We start from the raw sequence: 18,420 nt of genomic DNA on the forward strand, positions 1-18,420 counted from the left end.
GTTATTCAACAATAAAAACGCCTGATCGTATGGTCAGGCGTTTTCTATTATACAACAGTCAAATAAAAACTGATTAGAACGGATAACCAATTGCGACGTTCCAGATAATATTATCCCGGCGCCACCCTGCGTTACCCAGTTGCCACTGACTCAGGTACCATCCGCTCTTGTTGCCCGTAAAATAAGGCACTTTCACCGGAATTCCCCAGTCTATCCTGATCAGGAAGAACGAGAAATCCAGTCGTAAGCCGGCACCGGTGCCTACTGCCAGATCGCGGTACAGATTACCGAGTTTAAATTCCCCACCCGGGCGTGTAGTATCTTTTCTCAGCATCCAGATATTACCGAAGTCCAGGAATGTTGCCCCTTTCAGGTTAACACTGCCATCAAACAAACGCAGCAGGTCGAAACGGTATTCTACGTTACCCTCCAGTTTCATATCGCCTGTCTGGTCAGGGAAGGTGCTGGCAGTAGGCGAACTATCTTTGAATCTACCTGGTCCCAGTGTACGGAGTCGCCAGGCGCGGAGACTGTTAGGGCCACCAGCTGTAAACTGACGGATATAAGGCATTACATCCGATTTGCCATAGGGAATACCTACGCCGGCATAACTCCTGGTAGCCAGTACGGTATGACTGGTCAGTGTCCAGTAATGCCGGTAATCGGCCTCCAGCTTCACAAAGTTGGCGATCGGCATATTGGTCATAGACTCCAGGTCTTTACCATTGCTGGCAATAGTTCCCCACAGACTATTGATACCATTCAGCCATGCACCTGATTCTTCTACATTCGCACGGAAGTAGGAGTAATGATTCTTATGTAATACATCGTTGTTACTGTAGATGTAGGTGACATTCTCCCCCCCGATAAATGCTGGTTCAAAACTTCTTTTCAGGTAAGGATTCTCATTTACAACGGTCTCTTTGAACACAGGGTTCAGGTTCACACCCACATAGTTCAGTGAGATCGGTTTTACGATCCACCGTTTATATAATGACGCATTCCATTCATAACCGAAAGATGCGTTTATATTGGAAATATAAAATTTAGAGGAACGGGTGAGATAATCCACCCCTGCTGTCAGCCTTGTTTTTACCGCTGAACGGGTGCCCTGTGCAATATTAAAAGGAGTGATGAAGCGGGGGAATATCAGGCTGACCTGTCCACCGATCTCCTGTGACTGTAACATCCATTTTCCCTGTGAGCGGATCAGTTCAACACCTGTATTCAGGCTTACACTCAGCTGAGTAGCCGAACGGGCTATATTCAGGTGCTTGTAGTTCAGGCTGACACCACTACCAATCAGGTAGTCGGAACTGGTACTGATCTCAAAGTTAGCACCTATTTCCTGACGGCGTTTAGGTGTCAGGAAAATGTAGGTGCTCAATGTGTTGGGCGTATCTGTCCGCTCACGGTATTGCAATGTCACAAACTGCCATGCGCCAAGATCATACAGGCGATTGATCGCATCATTCGTACGCTGCTGGGAAAATATTTCACCTTTCTTCAGTATTACCGACCGGCTCAGTACGGATGGTTTCAGGATGTTCTGTCTGTACCGGATGGTCAGCTCGTTCTGCTGATTTGTTTTGAACATAGAATCCGCATTATTACCATACACCGGGTAATCCGGGTAGGCAATAACACTGTCAATCACATATTTCTGATAACGGATGGAGGAATCTTCCGGATGCCAGATACGGACACTGATATCCATTTTAGGTCTGTCCATCCCTTTCCGCTCATTATACACGTTCACAATGCCTTCAAATGGGTTCATCAGGTTGCGAAACAGGGTTTTATGCAGTGTGTCGATCTCAAATTCGATAGCATCACGGTCAAATTTATAATAACCGGCATTGCGGACCAGGCGTAGCAGCCTTTCGCGCTCACTGCCCAGCAACTCCTGTTTATAGGCCATTCCTGTTTTGATAACGGAAAGGTTCTCACCTTCTTTGACCACTTTCTGGAGATTGGTATCTGGTATTTCGTAGTAGATCTTATTGATCACAAAGTTCTTACCGGTATTCACATTGTAGGTGACCGTCGCCTTCTGTCTTTTGATCGATTCCTTATAATTGACCGTTGCATAGAAATAGCCCTGATTATTCAGATAGCTCAGCATGCGTTTAACCGATTCTTTTGTTTGCAGGGAATCGTAGATAACCGGTTTCTCCAGATTACGCTCTGACAGCATCAGGTTCCAGAACCAGTTTGATTTTTTCTTATTCTCTTTCTGGTTATTGAGCCATACCTTGAAACGGGTGCCTACAAATAAGGTGTTGGGTTGCTGCAACATCAGTTGCTTGGAGGTCAGTGAACTGCGGATATCCTGCTTATCTACGGAAGAAGCTTCCCCTTTAACCTCCACATCAGCATCGATGTATAATGCCTGATTTTTTTGCAGGTATTTGGTATTGGAACAAGCAGCCAGTGCCAGAGATATGATCAGGAAGATCGAATAGTTCAGATAAATAAAAAGGGAACTATGTGGCCGCTGCTGCATCAGAGTCAATACAATTATTAATAGTTAGAGTCTTGTTTCAGTTTATTTCCATAGAAACCAGTTCCGGGTGGCTTTGCCGATTAAAAGAATTCATGTAGGTTTGGCTCTATGTTGTCGAAGGCGCAAATTAAGTATATTCAATCATTACAGCATAAAAAATACCGTCAAAAATCCAGCCAGTTCATGGCAGAGGGTGATAAGATCGTGCCAGAGCTGTTACAGGAGGGCGTTCCCGTTAAAGAGGTATATGCAACTGCTGCATGGATCAGTACTCACAGAACATTGCTGGATCGTACACCCGGTGTAAGGGTAACTGAAGTAGATGAGCATGTGCTCAAACAATTGTCAGCGCTGACCACGCCTAACCAGGCGCTGGCTTTGCTGGATATTCCTGCCGCAACTGATATCACACCCGGATCACTCAAGGGGACGGTATCATTGGCACTCGAAACAATCCAGGACCCGGGAAACCTGGGTACGATCATTCGTATAGCCGACTGGTTCGGTATCCGGCAGATCATCTGCTCGCCTGATTGTGTTGATGCCTATAATCCTAAAACTATACAGGCCACTATGGGCAGCATCGCCCGTGTAAGGATACTGGAAAGTGAGATCTTGCCTTTTCTGCAACAGGCAGGTGTACCTTCCTATGCAGCAACATTACATGGTAATGACATCACTCAGTTTTCAAAGCTGGAGGAAGGGATTATCCTGATAGGAAATGAGTCCCGCGGACTCAGTGATGCGGTGATCGGGGCAAGCACACATAAGATCACGATCCCCCGGCTGGGAGGTGCAGAATCGCTGAATGCAGGTGTAGCGGCAGGAATAATCTGTGGCAGACTACTAATATAATAGTAACTATATATAAGAAAAAGGCGCCTGATCTGCTTGGGATCGGGCGCCTTTTTTATTATCTGTTTGTACAGTAGCTGTCAATGAATGCGCCGGTCGGCCTTCTAAAGCAAGCCCTGAGCACATGCTATTTGAATTGAATGGCTTTTACCGGCGTAATCTTTCTGATCACCCTGGATGGGACCAGCAGCACTAGCAGGCAAACCAGCATGGTGCCAACATTGATAAGTGCCACTTCCCACCAGTGAAGGGAAATAGCGGCTACTGACATATAATACGATTCCTCGGGTAATTTGAAGAACCCGGTGGCCTTTTGCAATAGCGCAATCCCGATACCGAGTATATCGCCCAGTATAAGACCGGCAAGTACAATATATCCCGCCTGATATATAAAGATCTTCTGTATGTCAAAGTTTCGCATCCCCAATGCCTTGATAATACCCACCATATTCGTACGTTCCAGGATGAGGATCAGAATAGCCGTGATCATGTTGATAACCGCTACTATGGTCATGATGACCAGGATGATGATCTCATTTTTATTCTGCAGTCGTAACCAGGCGAAGATGTTCGGATAGATCTCTTCTATGGAGCGCAGGAATAGCTTTTCAGGGACCACTTCATAGGCAGCCTGTCCTATTTCCCGCATATGTTTGTAATTGTCAGTAAAGATCTCATAGCCACCGATAGTACCCGGTTCCCAGTCATTCAGTTTGCGGATCAGTTCAAGGTCGCCCAGGATATAGGTTTTATCGTATTCCTCAATCCCTGTTTTATAGATACCTCCTACTGTCAGTTTACGGGCACGCGGTGGCAATCCTGGTCCCTGTATAAAATATACGATCAGCGGGTCATGGAGTTTGAGTTGTAATTCCTTGGCCAGACTGACGGAAATAACTACTTCAGGGGCATAGGAGCTGTCTTTATAATGGATTGGCTCACCTTCCTGCAGGAACTGTTTGATATTACCCCAGTTGTACTGGCGGTCCACCCCTTTGAAGATGATACCTTCCAGGTCTTTCTCCGCTTTTATGATCGCCGATTTGGTAGCATATGCATTGACGGTGGTGATACCCGGGATCATTTTCAGTTTACGGACCATATTACTGTCGGCTATGAATGGCAGTTGTTCTGTCAACGGTCCGGCATTTGGTTGGTACTGGGTTACATGGATGTGGCCCCAGAAGCTGAATATCTTTTGCTGGATCACCTGCTGGAAGCCATTGACGAGGGCCACTGACAGTATCATTACGGCTACGCTGATAGCGGTAGCCACAATGGCTATATTGATGATGAACCTCGAAAAAGAAGAGGACCGGTTAAATGCGATCCGTCTTGCGACAAGTAGAGATAAACGCATGTGACAAATGTATTGAATATAATCTTAAACAGTTCAATCGCTGGTATCAGCGGTCTGACCGTCAATACTGCTATAATACCAAAGAAACAGGGCACAGCGTTATACAAGTTGAAAAAATAGTACCTTAATGTTTACTTGAAATGTAATTATGAAGTTCAGAACCCTCTTCTGTATGCCGCTGATGTGCTTACTGGTATACGTTCTACCCGTAGCAGCACAAGAAAATGTAGTTAGTCCTGACCACGTATACTATAGTAATATCCAGTCAGTGAAACTGAACCAGGCCGGCGATCAGTTAAGCTTTCCCATGATCACTTTGAATGGCAGCGAAAGACTGGAGCTGAGCTTTGATGACCTGGACAATGATGTGAAGAACTACTTTTATACATATGTATTGTGTAATGCTGACTGGACACCAGCACAGATCACACAGGTTGAATATCTGAGAGGATTCTCAGAGAACAGGATAACAGATTATCGTTTTTCCAGTATCGCACTACAGAAATATACACACTACACAGTACAGTTACCTAATTCGAATTGTTATCCTACACGTTCCGGCAACTATCTGCTGAAAGTATATCTTGACAGTGATACAAGTCAGCTGGTATTTACGCGTCGTATGCTGGTGGTGGGGAATAAAGCCGGTGTAAGTGGATTTATCCAGCAGCCGGTAACGCCGAAGATCTTCCGTTCACATCAGAAGATCAACTTTTCAGTAAATACAGCGGGACTGAATATCATCAATCCTTTTGATCAGACAAAAGTGATGATCCTGCAGAACTACCGTTGGGATAATGCCATTAAGTTTCCCCGTCCGTTGTTCGTAAAAGGGAATGTGCTCGAATATAACTGGGAAGTAGATTGTGTGATGCCGGCCAATAAGGAATGGCGCTGGATAGACCTGCGTAGTTTTCGCTTACAGACGGAACGTGTAAGGCATACGGATTATGCAAAGGACCATACTGATATTTATGCATTGCCTGACTATGAAAGAGGAGGGAAGATGTACCAGTATATCAAGGATATTAATGGATTGTATTATCTCGCCACACTGGACGATTACAATCCTTTCTTTGAAGGAGATTATGCCACGGTACATTTTTCATTCCCGGTACCAGAGCCTTACGCAGGATACGATATGTTTATACTGGGAGAGCTGACCAATTACGAATGTAATGACAACAGCAGGATGATATTTAATCCTGCGACCAAGGCCTATGAAGGATCATTATTCCTGAAGCAGGGTTTTTACAATTACGAATACACGTTAGTGGATAACACGGTAGCAGGCAGCAAGCCAAGTACCGAACTGACAGAAGGGGACTGGTGGGAGACGGAGAATAATTATACCATACTGGTCTATTACCGTGCACTGGGCGGTCGTGCGGATGAACTGGTAGCGACGACGACGCTGAACTCGATGCTGAGCAGAAAGTAGGTTAGAATGGAGAAATGATACCTGCATAATTTTACGGCATATAAGATATATGCAGCAATATAAATGACAAGGGCGCTTTCAATAATAGAAAGCGCCCTTGTTATTTGTAAGAAGGCAATTAGAGTTCAATTGCTAATTCCTGATTTCCCATTCCTAATTGAATCAGTTTACTGTTTGCCGTAACTTAACAATATTCGCAGCGCCACGTTTTATGATAATACGTGTACCACGGTCAAATGTGAAGTAGCGATAGAACCAGTTACTAAATACAACCAGTTTATTTCTGAAACCGAGAAGGCTCATAAGGTGTACGGCCATCCATACCATCCATGCTACGAATCCGCTTAGTTTCATGCCAGCAAATTCAGCTACAGCGTGGTTACGGCCGATAGTAGCCATACTACCGAGGTCATTATATTTAAATGCTTTCAGGCCCTGTCCTGCAGATCTTATGATCTTTACGAGGTTAGCAGCGAGGTTAGCACCTTGCTGAATGGCTACCTGTGCCACCATTGGATAACCTCTTGGGAACTTAGGATCATTCACCATCTGAGCGATGTCTCCGATTGCGTAAATGTTCTGAGTGCCATTCACCAGGTTAAATTCATTGACCTGAATACGGCCGTTCGGCAGTATAACATCAGCTGGGATACCAGCTACAGGTACACCTTTTACACCGGCAGCCCACAGTAGGGACTGTGTATTGATCGTTTCACCGTTGCTCAGGAGGAGTGTTTTACCATCATATTCTTTTACGACAGCATTGCATAATACTTTAACACCGAGTTTTTCCAGGCTTTCCAGTGATTTTTTAGAAGAGTTCTCACTCATACCGTTCAGGATACGGTTACTACCTTCAATAAGATAGATACTCATGAGAGATACCGGCAGTTCCGGATAATCTTTCGGCATGATATATTTGCGTAATTCGGCGAAAGCACCTGCCAGTTCAACACCAGTAGGCCCGCCACCCACCATGACGAAATTGAGTTTTGCTTTGATCTGCTCTTCGTCTTTCAGCAGCAGACTTTCTTCAAACTGTTTGATCACATAGTTACGGATCTGTACCGCTTCGATGAGCGACTTCATACCGATGGCATGTTCTTCAATGATCTTATTGCCGAAGAAGTTGGTGTTACTACCTGTTGCGAATACGAGGTAATCGTATTTGAGTTCGCCAATACCAGTTTCCAGCATGTTTTCAGCTGGGCGTACACCGGTCACTTCAGCCATTCTGAAATAGAAGTTTTTCTGGTTTTTAAATATGCCGCGTAGTGGAAAAGCGATACTATCGGTTTCAAGACCAGCAGTAGATACCTGGTATAAGAGAGGTTGAAAGAGATGATAGTTATTTCTGTCCAGCATTACAATCTGTACAGGTGCATTCTTCAGTTTCTTAGCGAGGTTTATACCACCAAAACCACCACCAACGATGACTACGCGAGGTTGCCCGGTTTCCGGAATGTTCGGTTGAATCATAATACAATCATTTAGCAGTCAGAGAGTAAAATCAAAAAATGATCGTGTTGTTCTCTAGCAACACTATGTATTCAAACGCCGGAAGTTTATAAATGCACACCAAAATTACAATACTTTCAGAAATAAATGAAAGTTTATTATCAGGTCAATAAAGAATGTGTAAATGTAGGAAGGAAAAGGGGAATCGTGTGTAAAAAAAATCCCCGATGCATGGCGTGCATCGGGGAGTATACCATCTAAAAATAAGATTACATCTTCTTTGCGTCTTCCAGGAATTTGGCCAGACCGATGTCAGTCAGTGGGTGTTTCAGCAGACCGAGGATAGAATCCAGCGGGCAGGTACAAACATCAGCACCAACTTCAGCACATTTAATGATGTGTAATGGGGTACGGATAGAAGCAGCCAGGATCTCAGTTTTGAAGCCCTGTACGCTATAGATCTGAGCGATCTGAGCGATCAGGTCAACACCGTCCCAATTTGAATCATCGATACGACCGATGAAAGGAGATACAAAGGAAGCACCTGCTTTAGCAGCCAGGATGGCCTGACCGGCAGAGAACACCAGTGTGCAGTTAGTTTTGATACCGTTGTCAGTGAACCATTTCAGTGCTTTTACACCGTCTCTGATCATTGGCACTTTCACCACGATGTTTGGGTGGATAGCCGCCAGTTTCTTACCTTCTTCAATGATTGAATTGAAGTCAGTAGACAGTACTTCTGCACTGATAGGGCCATCTACCATCTCGCAAATTGTTTCATAATGCTTGAGGATGTTTGCTTCGCCTTTGATGCCTTCTTTAGCCATCAGGGAAGGGTTTGTGGTAACACCATCAAGAACGCCCAGGTCGTTTGCTTCTTTTATCTGTGCAAGGTTTGCAGTATCTATGAAGAATTTCATTGTGAAATGATTTAGTCCTTTTTAAATAGTTATTGCCAGTACAATAGTACGCAACAAAAAATATATTATCAACAGTATTCAGTCATTCATTTGCTATGAATACAGAAACCGGAGAATCACGCTAATAAACAGTTGAAAACGCATTGGTAGCATACCTCAGGTCATCTTATTTAAAGGTGAGTAATGGTGTCTGATTTATTGTTAGACGCCTTTGATGACCTGGAAAAAAAAGAGAAAAAAAAAGGCAAGTTACTTATATCGCACCGCTTCAACCACCTACCCTTGCTACATTCCTGTCCTGGGGGAGTTCAGCAGGAGCTGGTCGTATAAGACTTGCCGGTTGCAAAGGTAATACAATTGGAATATAAAACAAGTATAATTTTAGAAAATTTAAAAAAAAGCCAGAAAAAGTATGATAATCGTGATGAATTACGTAATTTTTCATGTTATAAAAGCTGTATAAGTATATCTTAGTGACTGAATGGACCCTGAACAGCTCCAAGTACTGTAAAAGCAATCTGTTATTAGTTTATTATGGGACAATATTGTCAATTATATACCACAAATCCTAACACCTAAACCTTAATTATGCAAGACGTTTCTTCTTATGAATCAGCTGATGCTGGCGCTGTGCTGGCAGGACTGGGTTTCACCTTCTTCCTGTTTTTCATCGGCATAATGGTATTCTACACCATTTGCAACTGGAAGATATTCACAAAAGCGGGCAAACCAGGATGGGCTTGTCTCGTTCCTATCTATGGCACCATCGTAATGCTTGAGATTGTAGGCAAACCATGGTGGTATATTTTTATGTTTATGATTCCTATTTATGGATGGTTTGTTTTGCCAATCCAGTTGACGCACCATCTGAGTAAGAGCTTTGGTAAAGATGTCGGATTTACCCTGGGACTCCTGTTCCTGGGCTTTATCTTTGTACCACTTCTTGCCTTCAGCAGCGACATACAATATGTTGGTCCTTATGGTAATCCGGGTGGACAATCCCTGGACAACCAGATCGGAAGCATTGGCAACCCGGCTGTTTAACTGATTTTTTTTGCCATAATTATGACGCTGCCGGTTGTGCTCAGAAGCAACCGGCAGTCTTTTTACCAACAGTATTATTAATTTTTAAATATTATTTATGCAAAATCAATTTGGAGACAATACGCAGTCAAAGGGATTGCTTGACGATCTGCATGACATTCCTACCTATACAAGAAAGGCGAGTAAGTCTGACCGTTTCGTTAATTATTTTATTGATTCTCTTGCCTGCAATGGTATTTCCGGAATGTTCATGTTTAGTATGGTAGTAACGAAAATGTCATCCGACGCCGGTGATGTTGATGCAGCATTCTCTGGTATGGGTTTTAGCTGGCTAATCTATTATGGTATCTCAGTCGTCTACTATACCTTGTTTGAATTTGGTAATGGCGGACGGACACTTGGCAAGCTGGTTACACGGACGCATGCAGTACGTGAAGATGTATCACCACTGACGTTACAGGATGCGTTCCTCAGGTCCCTGTGCCGGCTTATACCGTTTGAAGTCTTCTCCGGCTTTGGTGATAGGCCATGGCACGACACGATCACCAAAACGATTGTCATCAAAAAATAACTATCTCGTAGTGTAATAGTTATAGTCGTTCAGGATCGTTTCGAGAAATTCAGCTGGCAGCATGTCTGTTTGTATCTCAAGCACATCTTTTACCCGATATGCAACACGTGCTGTCAGTTCAGGGTTATTAGACTTTACTGCCTGATCCATCAGGTTCTTGATCTTATTCATATCCCTGTCTGACAATTTCAATATCTGTGGGAAATGTGGCGTATAATCTATCGCTGACATATCTCTAAAGATCGTTTCACTCAGGCTGGCCTTGGTTTTTGTACTTACCACGATCGTTCCTGCCACCACATCACCCAGTCGCTGATCATACGGCGACCTCACCATTGATACGATCGGAATGATACCGTTCCAGAAAAAATAAGGAGCTTCCAGCATACGGAACAGCCATCTGATCAGATGCTGACTCGTACTGGGCTGCCCACCCTGCATATTTCTCACTTTAATGCTCAGCATATACTTACCAGGCGTATATCCATTCATAATGATCTCTAATACAAGGAAATAGAAAGCAAATGGTAATGCTCCCAGGAAAAGATACACCACATAACTGGCCACTTCTTCCAGTTGAAGGTTCCTGACTGTATAACTTAGGATAATAATATACACCACTCTGATGAGTGTATCAATCAGCCAGGCTCCGAAACGCTGAAACATGTTAGCCGTCTCAAATTCAAGCTCTATATTAAAAGAAGTAGGTATTTTTATATTAGCCATGTATAAATGTAGTGATTAATCTATATGTTTGTAAGCAGTCTGTGCACACAGATTACCGACTAATCTAGCGACATTTCCTTAATATAAAATGTTATCGGAGTAATTTTTTGTATATTCTGAACGAATATCCGCTGAATGAGCAAGTTATAGCTCACACAGTTTCCGGTCACAGGTATAGACAATGTTTGCAATTGCCGGTATTTAAAAACCTGGAATGACGGACTAATAGACAGATAGCCCATGCGTGAATCAACCTTCATAAAAAAGAACCTCGAGCGCTGGAAAAAATATCAGGAGCAGCCTACGGAAGATCCTGATGAGATGGCGGAACGCTTTACCAGCATACTGGATGACCTGGCATATGCCAAGACCTTCTATAGCTTCAGCAAAGTCACCAGTTATATCAATAGCCTGGCTGCCAATGTTTATCATAATATCTATGCTAATCATAAAGAGCATGACCGGCGGTTCAGCGACTTTTTTGTATATGAACTGCCCCTGCTGTTTCGTAAATACCACCGTCTGTTCCTGTTCACTTTTCTGTTCTTCCTGCTCTTCTGCATTATCAGCGCCTTTTCGGCTGCACATGATGAGACCTTCGTACGCGGTGTACTGGGTGATGAGTATGTGAGTATGACTGAGGAGAACATTAATAACGGGGATCCTTTTGGCGTATACAAACAGGGGAATGAATGGAAAATGTTTCTGGAGATCGCTGTGAATAATATCAGAGTCGCATTAATGACATTCGTAAGTGGCATCCTGCTGGGAGTAGGTACGCTGTGGATGATGATGAAGAATGCGGTGATGCTGGGGGCTTTCCAGTATTACTTTTTTGCAAAAGGACTGGGTATTAAGTCAGTACTGGTTATCTGGATCCATGGTACGCTGGAGATCTCAGCAATTGTGATAGCTGGCTGTGCCGGACTGGTGATGATCAGTGGACTACTGTTCCCGGGTACACGAAAAAGGCTGGACGCCATGAAAAAAACGGCCAGGGATGGCGTAAAAATCGTTATTACGTTGGTACCTGTATTTATAGTGGCGGCTTTCCTGGAAGGATTCGTCACCCGTCATACAGCTATGCCATTGGCAGTAAGCATCAGTATTCTGCTGGTGTCGCTATTATTTATTATAGGCTATTTCGTTGTCTATCCGATTCACCTGCATCGGCAAGGATATAAGCTTGGCCCTAAAGCAACTATTATAAAGCCGGTGAAATGAGGAAAATGCGCTTTTATTATATCCTGATCATACTCATCCTGCCCTTATACACAATGGCGCAGCAGTCTGTACCGACTGAGAAATGGGACTCTATGGTTGCTGCGGATGCGATATCTACTGTGGAACAAAAAGAAGCAGCGGAAGTAGCAGAAGATGCAGAGGACGCGGCAGCAGCTGCGGACGAAGAGGAACCTGTACAGGAACATTTTCTGTGGGACCAGACATCACCCGCTATGGCCGATACAATGGAATCTTATGCAGATTATCCATTGGTGGTGCGTGGTGTATCTGATACCATTATGAACGTATTGAAGAAAGATAAAGACCTTCAGTATGTTATAAAAAAGAAAAAAGAGACCATCCACAATAATTCTATGGAGAAGTTCCTGCGGGGACTGGGTAATTTACTGCGATTGTTTCCCCATTTCATCATCTTCGTTGTGATAATGCTGTTTGGATGGTTGCTATTCCGCTATCTGAAACAGAACGGATATCTGTTCAGGTCAACGAAAGAAGATACGGTAAAAGTGGTGATGGAAGAGGAAGAAGTACAAACAGTGGACGCTTATCAGCAGCAGATTGAACAGGCGGTCAGGGACGGAAGGTTCAGAGTGGCTGTCAGGTTACTTTACCTGCAAACATTACAGTTGCTGATGGACAAGGAGGTACTGACCTACAGCAGGGAAAAAACAAACGCTGCTTATCTGCGCAGCATGATGTCAACACCATGGTATAAGAAATTTGCCGCGCTGACATTGAATTACGAATACATCTGGTACGGAGAAGTACCTGTGAATAATGCACAGTTCAATACTATTCACAGTGAGTTCCGTCAATTTATGAACGAATTAGGCTATACCCGGTGAAATCAAAATACTTATATATCATCATCATTGCTGCCATCATCCTGATAATCTTTTGGATAGCGGCAGTGCAGTTTGTGAAACCAGCGAACAGGGAAATAGAAGAACAGGAACTGTTAAAGCAGACCTTTTCCTACAAAGATAAAACGCCAGGTGGTTGTTATGCGATGTTTAAAGCGATGTCGGGTCTCTTTTATTATGAGATGAAGCCACAGGTCGTCACCAAGCCTTTCACACGCACCTTTACGAAAGATGCGACGTTATCTGCTACGAATTATAACCTGTATATGCTGGTAGCTGACAAGCTGTATACATCTGAAGAAGATGCAAAGAACATGATCAAATTTGCATCAGCCGGTAATCAGCTGTTTATAGCCACTAACCATCCGGACAGCTTTCTGACGAACCTGCTGCATATAGATGTGGATAATGAGGGCTTCTTTCAGTTTGCAGTTAATGCAGAACAGCATTTTGTAAATAAGAACCTCGCACCGGATACTGCATTTATGCGTGCCGGCATCAAAGGCGGTAGCTATCTTACACGTATGGATACCAGCCGTACTACGATATTGGGTACGGATGCATTTAACCGTCCAAACTTTATCAGAGTTACAGTGGACGAAGGAGCCGTATTCCTGTTACTACAGCCATCTGTACTGACCAATTATTTTCTGATGAAAGAACGGAATATGGTAGCATTGGAAAGATTGCTCTCATATACCAATCTTTATACGGATCATGTATACTGGGATGAGTTCTATAAATATCAGCATTACAGGCAATCATCCGATTTCAGCGAATGGCAGGTACTGATGCGCTATCCGGCAATGCGCTGGGCATTGTTCCTGGCAGTACTGCTTCTATTGATCTATATACTGTTTGAAAGCAAACGCAGACAACGTGTCATCCCGGAAAAAAATATACTTGTGAATAACTCACTGGAGTTTGTGGATGCACTGGGGCAGTTATATTATCAACAACACAATAACAAGAACCTGGCATACAAGATCATCTTACAATGGCAGGAATTTATACGCTCAAAGTATTACCTGAATACAAATGTGATGGATGCCGCTTTTGCAAATGCATTATCACGTAAGGCCGTGATGCCGCTGGAGCATGTGAACAGTATACTGGGTGATATACAGGCAATCCAACTGTCGGATATGAATTTGTCTGACGAGGATTTACAGATATTCTATAAGAAAATACAGGCGTTTTATATAAATACGAAATAATGGAGGAAACTACATTTCAGCCCCGTACCGATTTTACTGTACTGCATGAAGCAGTAGCTGCTATACGGGAGCAGATAGGAAAAGTAATCGTTGGTCAGCATGAAATGATTGACCTTTTAATAGCTGGTCTGCTTACGCAGGGGCACGTACTGATAGAAGGTGTACCGGGTGTAGCCAAAACCCTTACTGCTAAACTACTGGCACGTTGTATTGATGCAGATTTTTCCAGACTGCAGTTTACACCGGATATTATGCCGGCGGATGTGGTAGGTACATCTGTGTTTAATCCGGAGAAGAGGGAGTTTGAATATAAACGCGGACCTGTATTTGCTAATCTGGTACTGATCGATGAAATTAACCGTGCTCCGGCAAAAACACAGGCGGCGTTGTTTGAAGTAATGGAGGAACGCCAGGTAACCAATGATGGCGTTACACATCCGTTGCCGGGTCCTTTTATGGTCGTTGCGACACAGAACCCGATAGAGCAGGAGGGAACTTACCGTTTACCGGAAGCCCAACTCGACCGTTTCCTGTTCAAGATAGAAGTGAAGTACCCTTCACTGGCGGAAGAAATTTCGCTGTTACAGGCAATGCACCAGCACAATGGTTTAACTGATGTGACGAAACTTGTACAAAGGGTCGTGACGGCTACGCAGATCCTGGAATACCAGGCGCTGGTAAGGAGGGTGCATATTGAAGATAAGCTGTTGCATTTTATTGCTGCACTGATACATGAGACGCGTAATAACGCATCTTTATATCTTGGTGCATCGCCACGTGCATCACTGGCTGTGATGAACTGCGCGAAGGCTATCGCAGCCATGAACAGTCGTGACTTTGTAACACCGGATGATATTGTTACGATGCTCCCGCATGTATTGCGTCATCGTATTGTATTAACACCGGAACGTGAAATGGAAGGTATTACGACGGATGAAGTGATCGCTCAGATCGTGAAGTCAGTCGAAGTACCAAGGTAAATACTCCTGTTATGCTGAAGAGATTTTATCAGTCACTTTTCTTTACAACCCGCTTTTATGCAGCGTTGGGAGGCATTGCCATCTTCTTTGTGGTAACGTTCTTTTTCCCTTCATTGTTTATAGTGGCACAACTGTTGGCAATCGCATTATTCCTGCTGTTGTTACTGGATCTTTTCTTCCTCTTTCGTGCCGGGGATGAGCCTTTCAGGGTAACGCGCAGTATGTCGAATCGCTTCAGTAATGGAGATGAGAATCCGATCGCGTTGCAGTTGAAAAGTAATTATCGTTTCCCCGTTACTGTTATACTGCTGGAAGAGGTGCCTATGCAATTTCAGATGCGTGATTTTCGCCAGCGGATAAATATGAAAGCAGGAGAAGAAACGACTATCAGTTATTCATTGCGTCCGGTAGAAAGAGGTGAATATCAGTTTGGAAAAACCAACGCTTTTATACGTAGTTTGCTGGGCCTGGCACAGCGGCATATCGCTCCTTCGAATGAGAGTACGATAAAGGTATATCCATCTTTTATGCAGCTGCGCAACTATGAATTTTTTTCATTCAACGACAGGTTACTGGAGATGGGCGTGCATAAGAAACGTGTGATTGGTCATAGTATGGAGTTTGACCACATCAAAGAGTATACCCGGGGGGATGATGTGCGCACATTGAACTGGAAAGCCACAGCGAGAAGAGGTACGTTGATGGTGAATAACTTTGTAGAAGAGAAATCGCAGCAGGTATATTGTGTGATTGATAAAGGGCGTAATATGAAGATGCCTTTTAACGGTCTTTCGCTGCTGGATTATGCGATTAACTCTGCGCTTGTCTTCAGTAATATTGCTTTGCAGAAAGGTGATAAGACCGGACTGGTAACACTGGCGGCACAGCAGGTGGATGTATTGCCGTCTTCCAGCAAAAGAACGCAGATGAATCTTATCCTGGAGAGATTGTATGCACAGGATACGCAATGGGAGGAAAGCGATTATGAAAAGCTGAGCATATCATTACGTAGTATGTTCTCTCAGCGTTCCCTGCTGATATTGTATACCAACTTCGAATCAATGACAGGTCTGCAAAGACAGTTACCTTATCTCCGCAGACTTGCCAAATATCATTTATTGCTGGTTGTTTTCTTTGAAAATACGGAGTTGAAGAAATTCGCCAAAGATGATGTTGGCTCAGTGGAGGAAATTTATCTTCAGGTGATCGCCCAGAAGTTTGCCTATGAGAAAAAACTCATGGTAAGGGAATTGTCCCGCTATGGTATTTTATCATTGCTTACTACCCCTGAGCAACTAACATTGAATGTTGTGAATAAGTATCTTGAACTGAAGTCAAGGTCACTGATCTAGTAATCGTTTCACAGGTATTGTACTTGAGATAGACATTGTTGAATCTCTTTTATTGACAGCTGTAACAGTAATGGCGCGCGTAGTAGCATCATTACTGTTTAACAGCAGGTCCTGCCCCAATAGAGTCCCCGCGCTTGACACAAATTTTACTGCAGACGTATCCAGTGGATATATTTTTCCGCTGGTGAAAGTTCCCTCTACATTCAGATAGTATCGGATACCTTTTTTCAGGCTATCAGCATAATGATTAAAGCGGATACTTTCCAGGTGTGGAAGGGTCAGCTTTGTTGTAACCGGTGATGGCGCATCGGGTAACGTGATGGTCAGTTCAACGGTGTAATGCTGATTAGCCAGTTGTGACCGGTTGATTAAAAGATACCCATTCTGTACACTACCATTTGAACTGTTTATTTTAATATTTCTCCACCGGTATGATCCCCGCAGATATCCTTCTGTTTTGTGTACCTGTCCATTTTCATATCTGAATTCAAGTCCAAGCGGGATGCGGTCATATAACTCAGCAATAGCATCCGGATCGTAGCTTGCTTTAACAGTGACATTGTTTTGCTGCGCCTGTGTATGAAGAAAAAAGAGGAGTGACGCAAGGAATAGAAAAGCTCTCAATTTGTTTTTTAGGTGAAAGCTGAAAAAATCATTCCACATTTGCAAGTTTATGGTTGCTTTTATACCTCTTAACAATGATTAACAATACCCGGGGAATAATATATGATGTAGTGTCAGGTGCAGTGATGCCCTTCAGTCGCCTTTGCCGGCTTACAGGAACCAGATAATGATATGTTTTCTATAAATAGGACTAACAAATCTGCAAAAAAATTGTTAAATTAGGATACTGTTGGTTGTAATGAAATTAATCCCCATGATATCGTTTTTACAATATTTAAAAGGTAGTCCTGTATACGTTTCCCGCATGTTATATATAGCAGGATTTTTTTTGTGCACAACTTTACTGGCGGCTCCTTATGTTAGACTGGTTGCTGCCGCATTTGGCAGAGGTATTTATGTGGACAATTTTGGTGACAGTCCTGCACTGACTGTTTTATTGATGCTGGTATTTTCTTCAGTCTTTTGCTGGGTGAACAGGAAAATATTCAAAGCCATCCGGAGAGAGTCCAATCGCATGTGGGCACTACATCTGCCTATTGATATCCTGTTGTTTGCTGTGAGCGTGCTGCTGGTTATTTTTATGAATGCTTTCTGGCACAATGCTAATGTACCGATGCGCAGCCTGCTGGATCCGGTAATGATGCTGTTGTTGCTTTCAGCGAAATATACTTTTATGCAGGTATGGTATACCAGCAGGGATAATAAATATGCGTCGAGATAATTCCAGTTGTTTTTTACTAACCGGTTTTACTTATCTGACTTTACTTATCTGACTGTGCAGCAGCTTGCATTTCACTGCGGATCTTTGAGCGGTGCATTGTCCCCCAGCTGTTCAGGGCGTGCAGTACCTCGCTCAGCGTGTCACTGTATTCTGTCAGCTCATATTCTACTATTACCGGCCGGCCGTCAAATACCTTTCTTCTTACGAACCCGTTCAGTTCCAGTTCCCGTAATTCATTAGATAGCACCCTGGCAGAAATGCCACTCACCAGCCGCTGCAATTCATTGAATCTTTTGCTTCCTTCCTCACGTAATACGATAATGATCTTCAGCTTCCATTTCCCGCCTATAACATAGATAGCGTCATGAATGGCGGAGAGTCTCGCTGCACATTCCTTACTTGATGCATGTCGTTTTTCAGCAACCTGTGTTTCCATATCCCGAAGGTAAACAGAAGATGGCTAACTATCCGATAGGTTACTACTAACCTTTAGTATACTACTAACCTTTTGCTAGCAATTGTAGATAGTTTTGCTAC

The 18,420-nt window shown here is 43.5% G+C and carries 17 protein-coding genes and 1 other RNA gene; 10 read left to right on the plus strand and 8 right to left on the minus strand.

Going from position 1 to position 18,420, the window contains the following annotated elements; genetic code table 11:
* Positions 1-73: 73 nt before the first annotated feature.
* Positions 74-2,506, minus strand: coding sequence for a translocation and assembly module lipoprotein TamL (tamL, locus tag GWR21_RS23800; protein ID WP_162334133.1), 2,433 nt, complete (start codon positions 2,504-2,506; stop codon positions 74-76).
* A gap of 108 nt (positions 2,507-2,614) precedes the next feature.
* Here tamL and GWR21_RS23805 point away from each other — a divergent pair, with 108 nt between their 5' ends.
* The gene (locus GWR21_RS23805; RefSeq protein ID WP_394367219.1) at positions 2,615-3,361 is read left to right on the plus strand and encodes a TrmH family RNA methyltransferase; all 747 of its coding nucleotides are present in this window, start codon (positions 2,615-2,617) and stop codon (positions 3,359-3,361) included.
* 127 nt (positions 3,362-3,488) lie between these two features.
* On the opposite strand, the gene GWR21_RS23810 is transcribed toward GWR21_RS23805, so the two are convergent.
* On the minus strand, positions 3,489-4,721 hold the full coding sequence (locus GWR21_RS23810) for an ABC transporter permease (protein WP_162334135.1): 1,233 nt from the start codon (positions 4,719-4,721) through the stop codon (positions 3,489-3,491).
* 148 nt (positions 4,722-4,869) lie between these two features.
* Between GWR21_RS23810 and GWR21_RS23815 the strand changes: the two genes are divergently transcribed.
* Positions 4,870-6,162, plus strand: coding sequence for a type IX secretion system plug protein (locus GWR21_RS23815; RefSeq protein WP_162334136.1), 1,293 nt, complete (start codon positions 4,870-4,872; stop codon positions 6,160-6,162).
* A gap of 162 nt (positions 6,163-6,324) precedes the next feature.
* Here the strand turns inward: GWR21_RS23815 and GWR21_RS23820 are convergent, their stop codons facing one another.
* From GWR21_RS23820 to ffs, 3 genes are all read right to left on the minus strand, one after another.
* Entirely contained in the window at positions 6,325-7,641 is a 1,317-nt protein-coding gene (locus tag GWR21_RS23820; RefSeq protein ID WP_162334137.1) for an NAD(P)/FAD-dependent oxidoreductase, read from the minus strand.
* Positions 7,642-7,889: 248 nt separating this feature from the next.
* Entirely contained in the window at positions 7,890-8,540 is a 651-nt protein-coding gene (gene fsa, locus GWR21_RS23825; protein WP_162334138.1) for a fructose-6-phosphate aldolase, read from the minus strand.
* A gap of 239 nt (positions 8,541-8,779) precedes the next feature.
* An RNA gene (gene ffs / locus GWR21_RS23830) (signal recognition particle sRNA small type) lies at positions 8,780-8,879 on the minus strand.
* Between the two features lie 249 nt (positions 8,880-9,128).
* Between ffs and GWR21_RS23835 the strand changes: the two genes are divergently transcribed.
* Positions 9,129-9,584, plus strand: a complete 456-nt coding sequence (locus tag GWR21_RS23835; protein WP_162334139.1) for a DUF5684 domain-containing protein — start codon at positions 9,129-9,131, stop codon at positions 9,582-9,584.
* A 97-nt stretch (positions 9,585-9,681) separates the two neighbouring features.
* Positions 9,682-10,155 carry an RDD family protein gene (locus tag GWR21_RS23840; RefSeq protein ID WP_162334140.1) on the plus strand — a complete coding sequence of 158 codons (474 nt, stop codon included), beginning with the start codon at positions 9,682-9,684 and terminating at the stop codon, positions 10,153-10,155.
* On the opposite strand, the gene GWR21_RS23845 is transcribed toward GWR21_RS23840, so the two are convergent.
* The gene (locus GWR21_RS23845; protein ID WP_162334141.1) at positions 10,156-10,881 is read right to left on the minus strand and encodes an RDD family protein; all 726 of its coding nucleotides are present in this window, start codon (positions 10,879-10,881) and stop codon (positions 10,156-10,158) included.
* Between the two features lie 240 nt (positions 10,882-11,121).
* On the opposite strand from GWR21_RS23845, the gene GWR21_RS23850 reads away from it, so the two are divergent.
* Genes GWR21_RS23850 through GWR21_RS23870 form a run of 5 tightly spaced genes read left to right on the plus strand, consistent with a single transcriptional unit; the run spans position 11,122 to position 16,538 of the window.
* Positions 11,122-12,105, plus strand: coding sequence for a stage II sporulation protein M (locus tag GWR21_RS23850; protein WP_162334142.1), 984 nt, complete (start codon positions 11,122-11,124; stop codon positions 12,103-12,105).
* Positions 12,106-12,110: 5 nt separating this feature from the next.
* Positions 12,111-12,971: a hypothetical protein gene (locus GWR21_RS23855; RefSeq protein WP_162334143.1), complete on the plus strand. Its 861-nt coding sequence runs from the start codon at positions 12,111-12,113 to the stop codon at positions 12,969-12,971.
* Positions 12,968-14,206, plus strand: coding sequence for a DUF4350 domain-containing protein (locus tag GWR21_RS23860; protein ID WP_162334144.1), 1,239 nt, complete (start codon positions 12,968-12,970; stop codon positions 14,204-14,206). The genes GWR21_RS23855 and GWR21_RS23860 overlap by 4 nt, the downstream gene beginning before the upstream one ends.
* A complete protein-coding gene (locus GWR21_RS23865) occupies positions 14,206-15,186 on the plus strand; it encodes an AAA family ATPase (protein WP_162334145.1) in 981 nt (326 codons plus the stop codon). The genes GWR21_RS23860 and GWR21_RS23865 overlap by 1 nt, the downstream gene beginning before the upstream one ends.
* Before the next feature lie 11 nt (positions 15,187-15,197).
* A complete protein-coding gene (locus GWR21_RS23870; RefSeq protein WP_162334146.1) occupies positions 15,198-16,538 on the plus strand; it encodes a DUF58 domain-containing protein in 1,341 nt (446 codons plus the stop codon).
* On the opposite strand, the gene GWR21_RS23875 is transcribed toward GWR21_RS23870, so the two are convergent.
* On the minus strand, positions 16,527-17,162 hold the full coding sequence (locus GWR21_RS23875) for a hypothetical protein (RefSeq protein WP_162334147.1): 636 nt from the start codon (positions 17,160-17,162) through the stop codon (positions 16,527-16,529). The genes GWR21_RS23870 and GWR21_RS23875 overlap by 12 nt on opposite strands.
* Positions 17,163-17,466: 304 nt before the next feature.
* Between GWR21_RS23875 and GWR21_RS23880 the strand changes: the two genes are divergently transcribed.
* Positions 17,467-17,883, plus strand: coding sequence for a hypothetical protein (locus tag GWR21_RS23880; RefSeq protein WP_162334148.1), 417 nt, complete (start codon positions 17,467-17,469; stop codon positions 17,881-17,883).
* Between the two features lie 40 nt (positions 17,884-17,923).
* Here GWR21_RS23880 and GWR21_RS23885 read toward each other — a convergent pair whose 3' ends face one another.
* Positions 17,924-18,319, minus strand: coding sequence for a winged helix-turn-helix transcriptional regulator (locus GWR21_RS23885; RefSeq protein WP_162334149.1), 396 nt, complete (start codon positions 18,317-18,319; stop codon positions 17,924-17,926).
* Positions 18,320-18,420: the final 101 nt, after the last annotated feature.

Origin of the sequence: Chitinophaga agri (assembly GCF_010093065.1) — a bacterium.
Lineage (GTDB): Bacteria > Bacteroidota > Bacteroidia > Chitinophagales > Chitinophagaceae > Chitinophaga > Chitinophaga agri.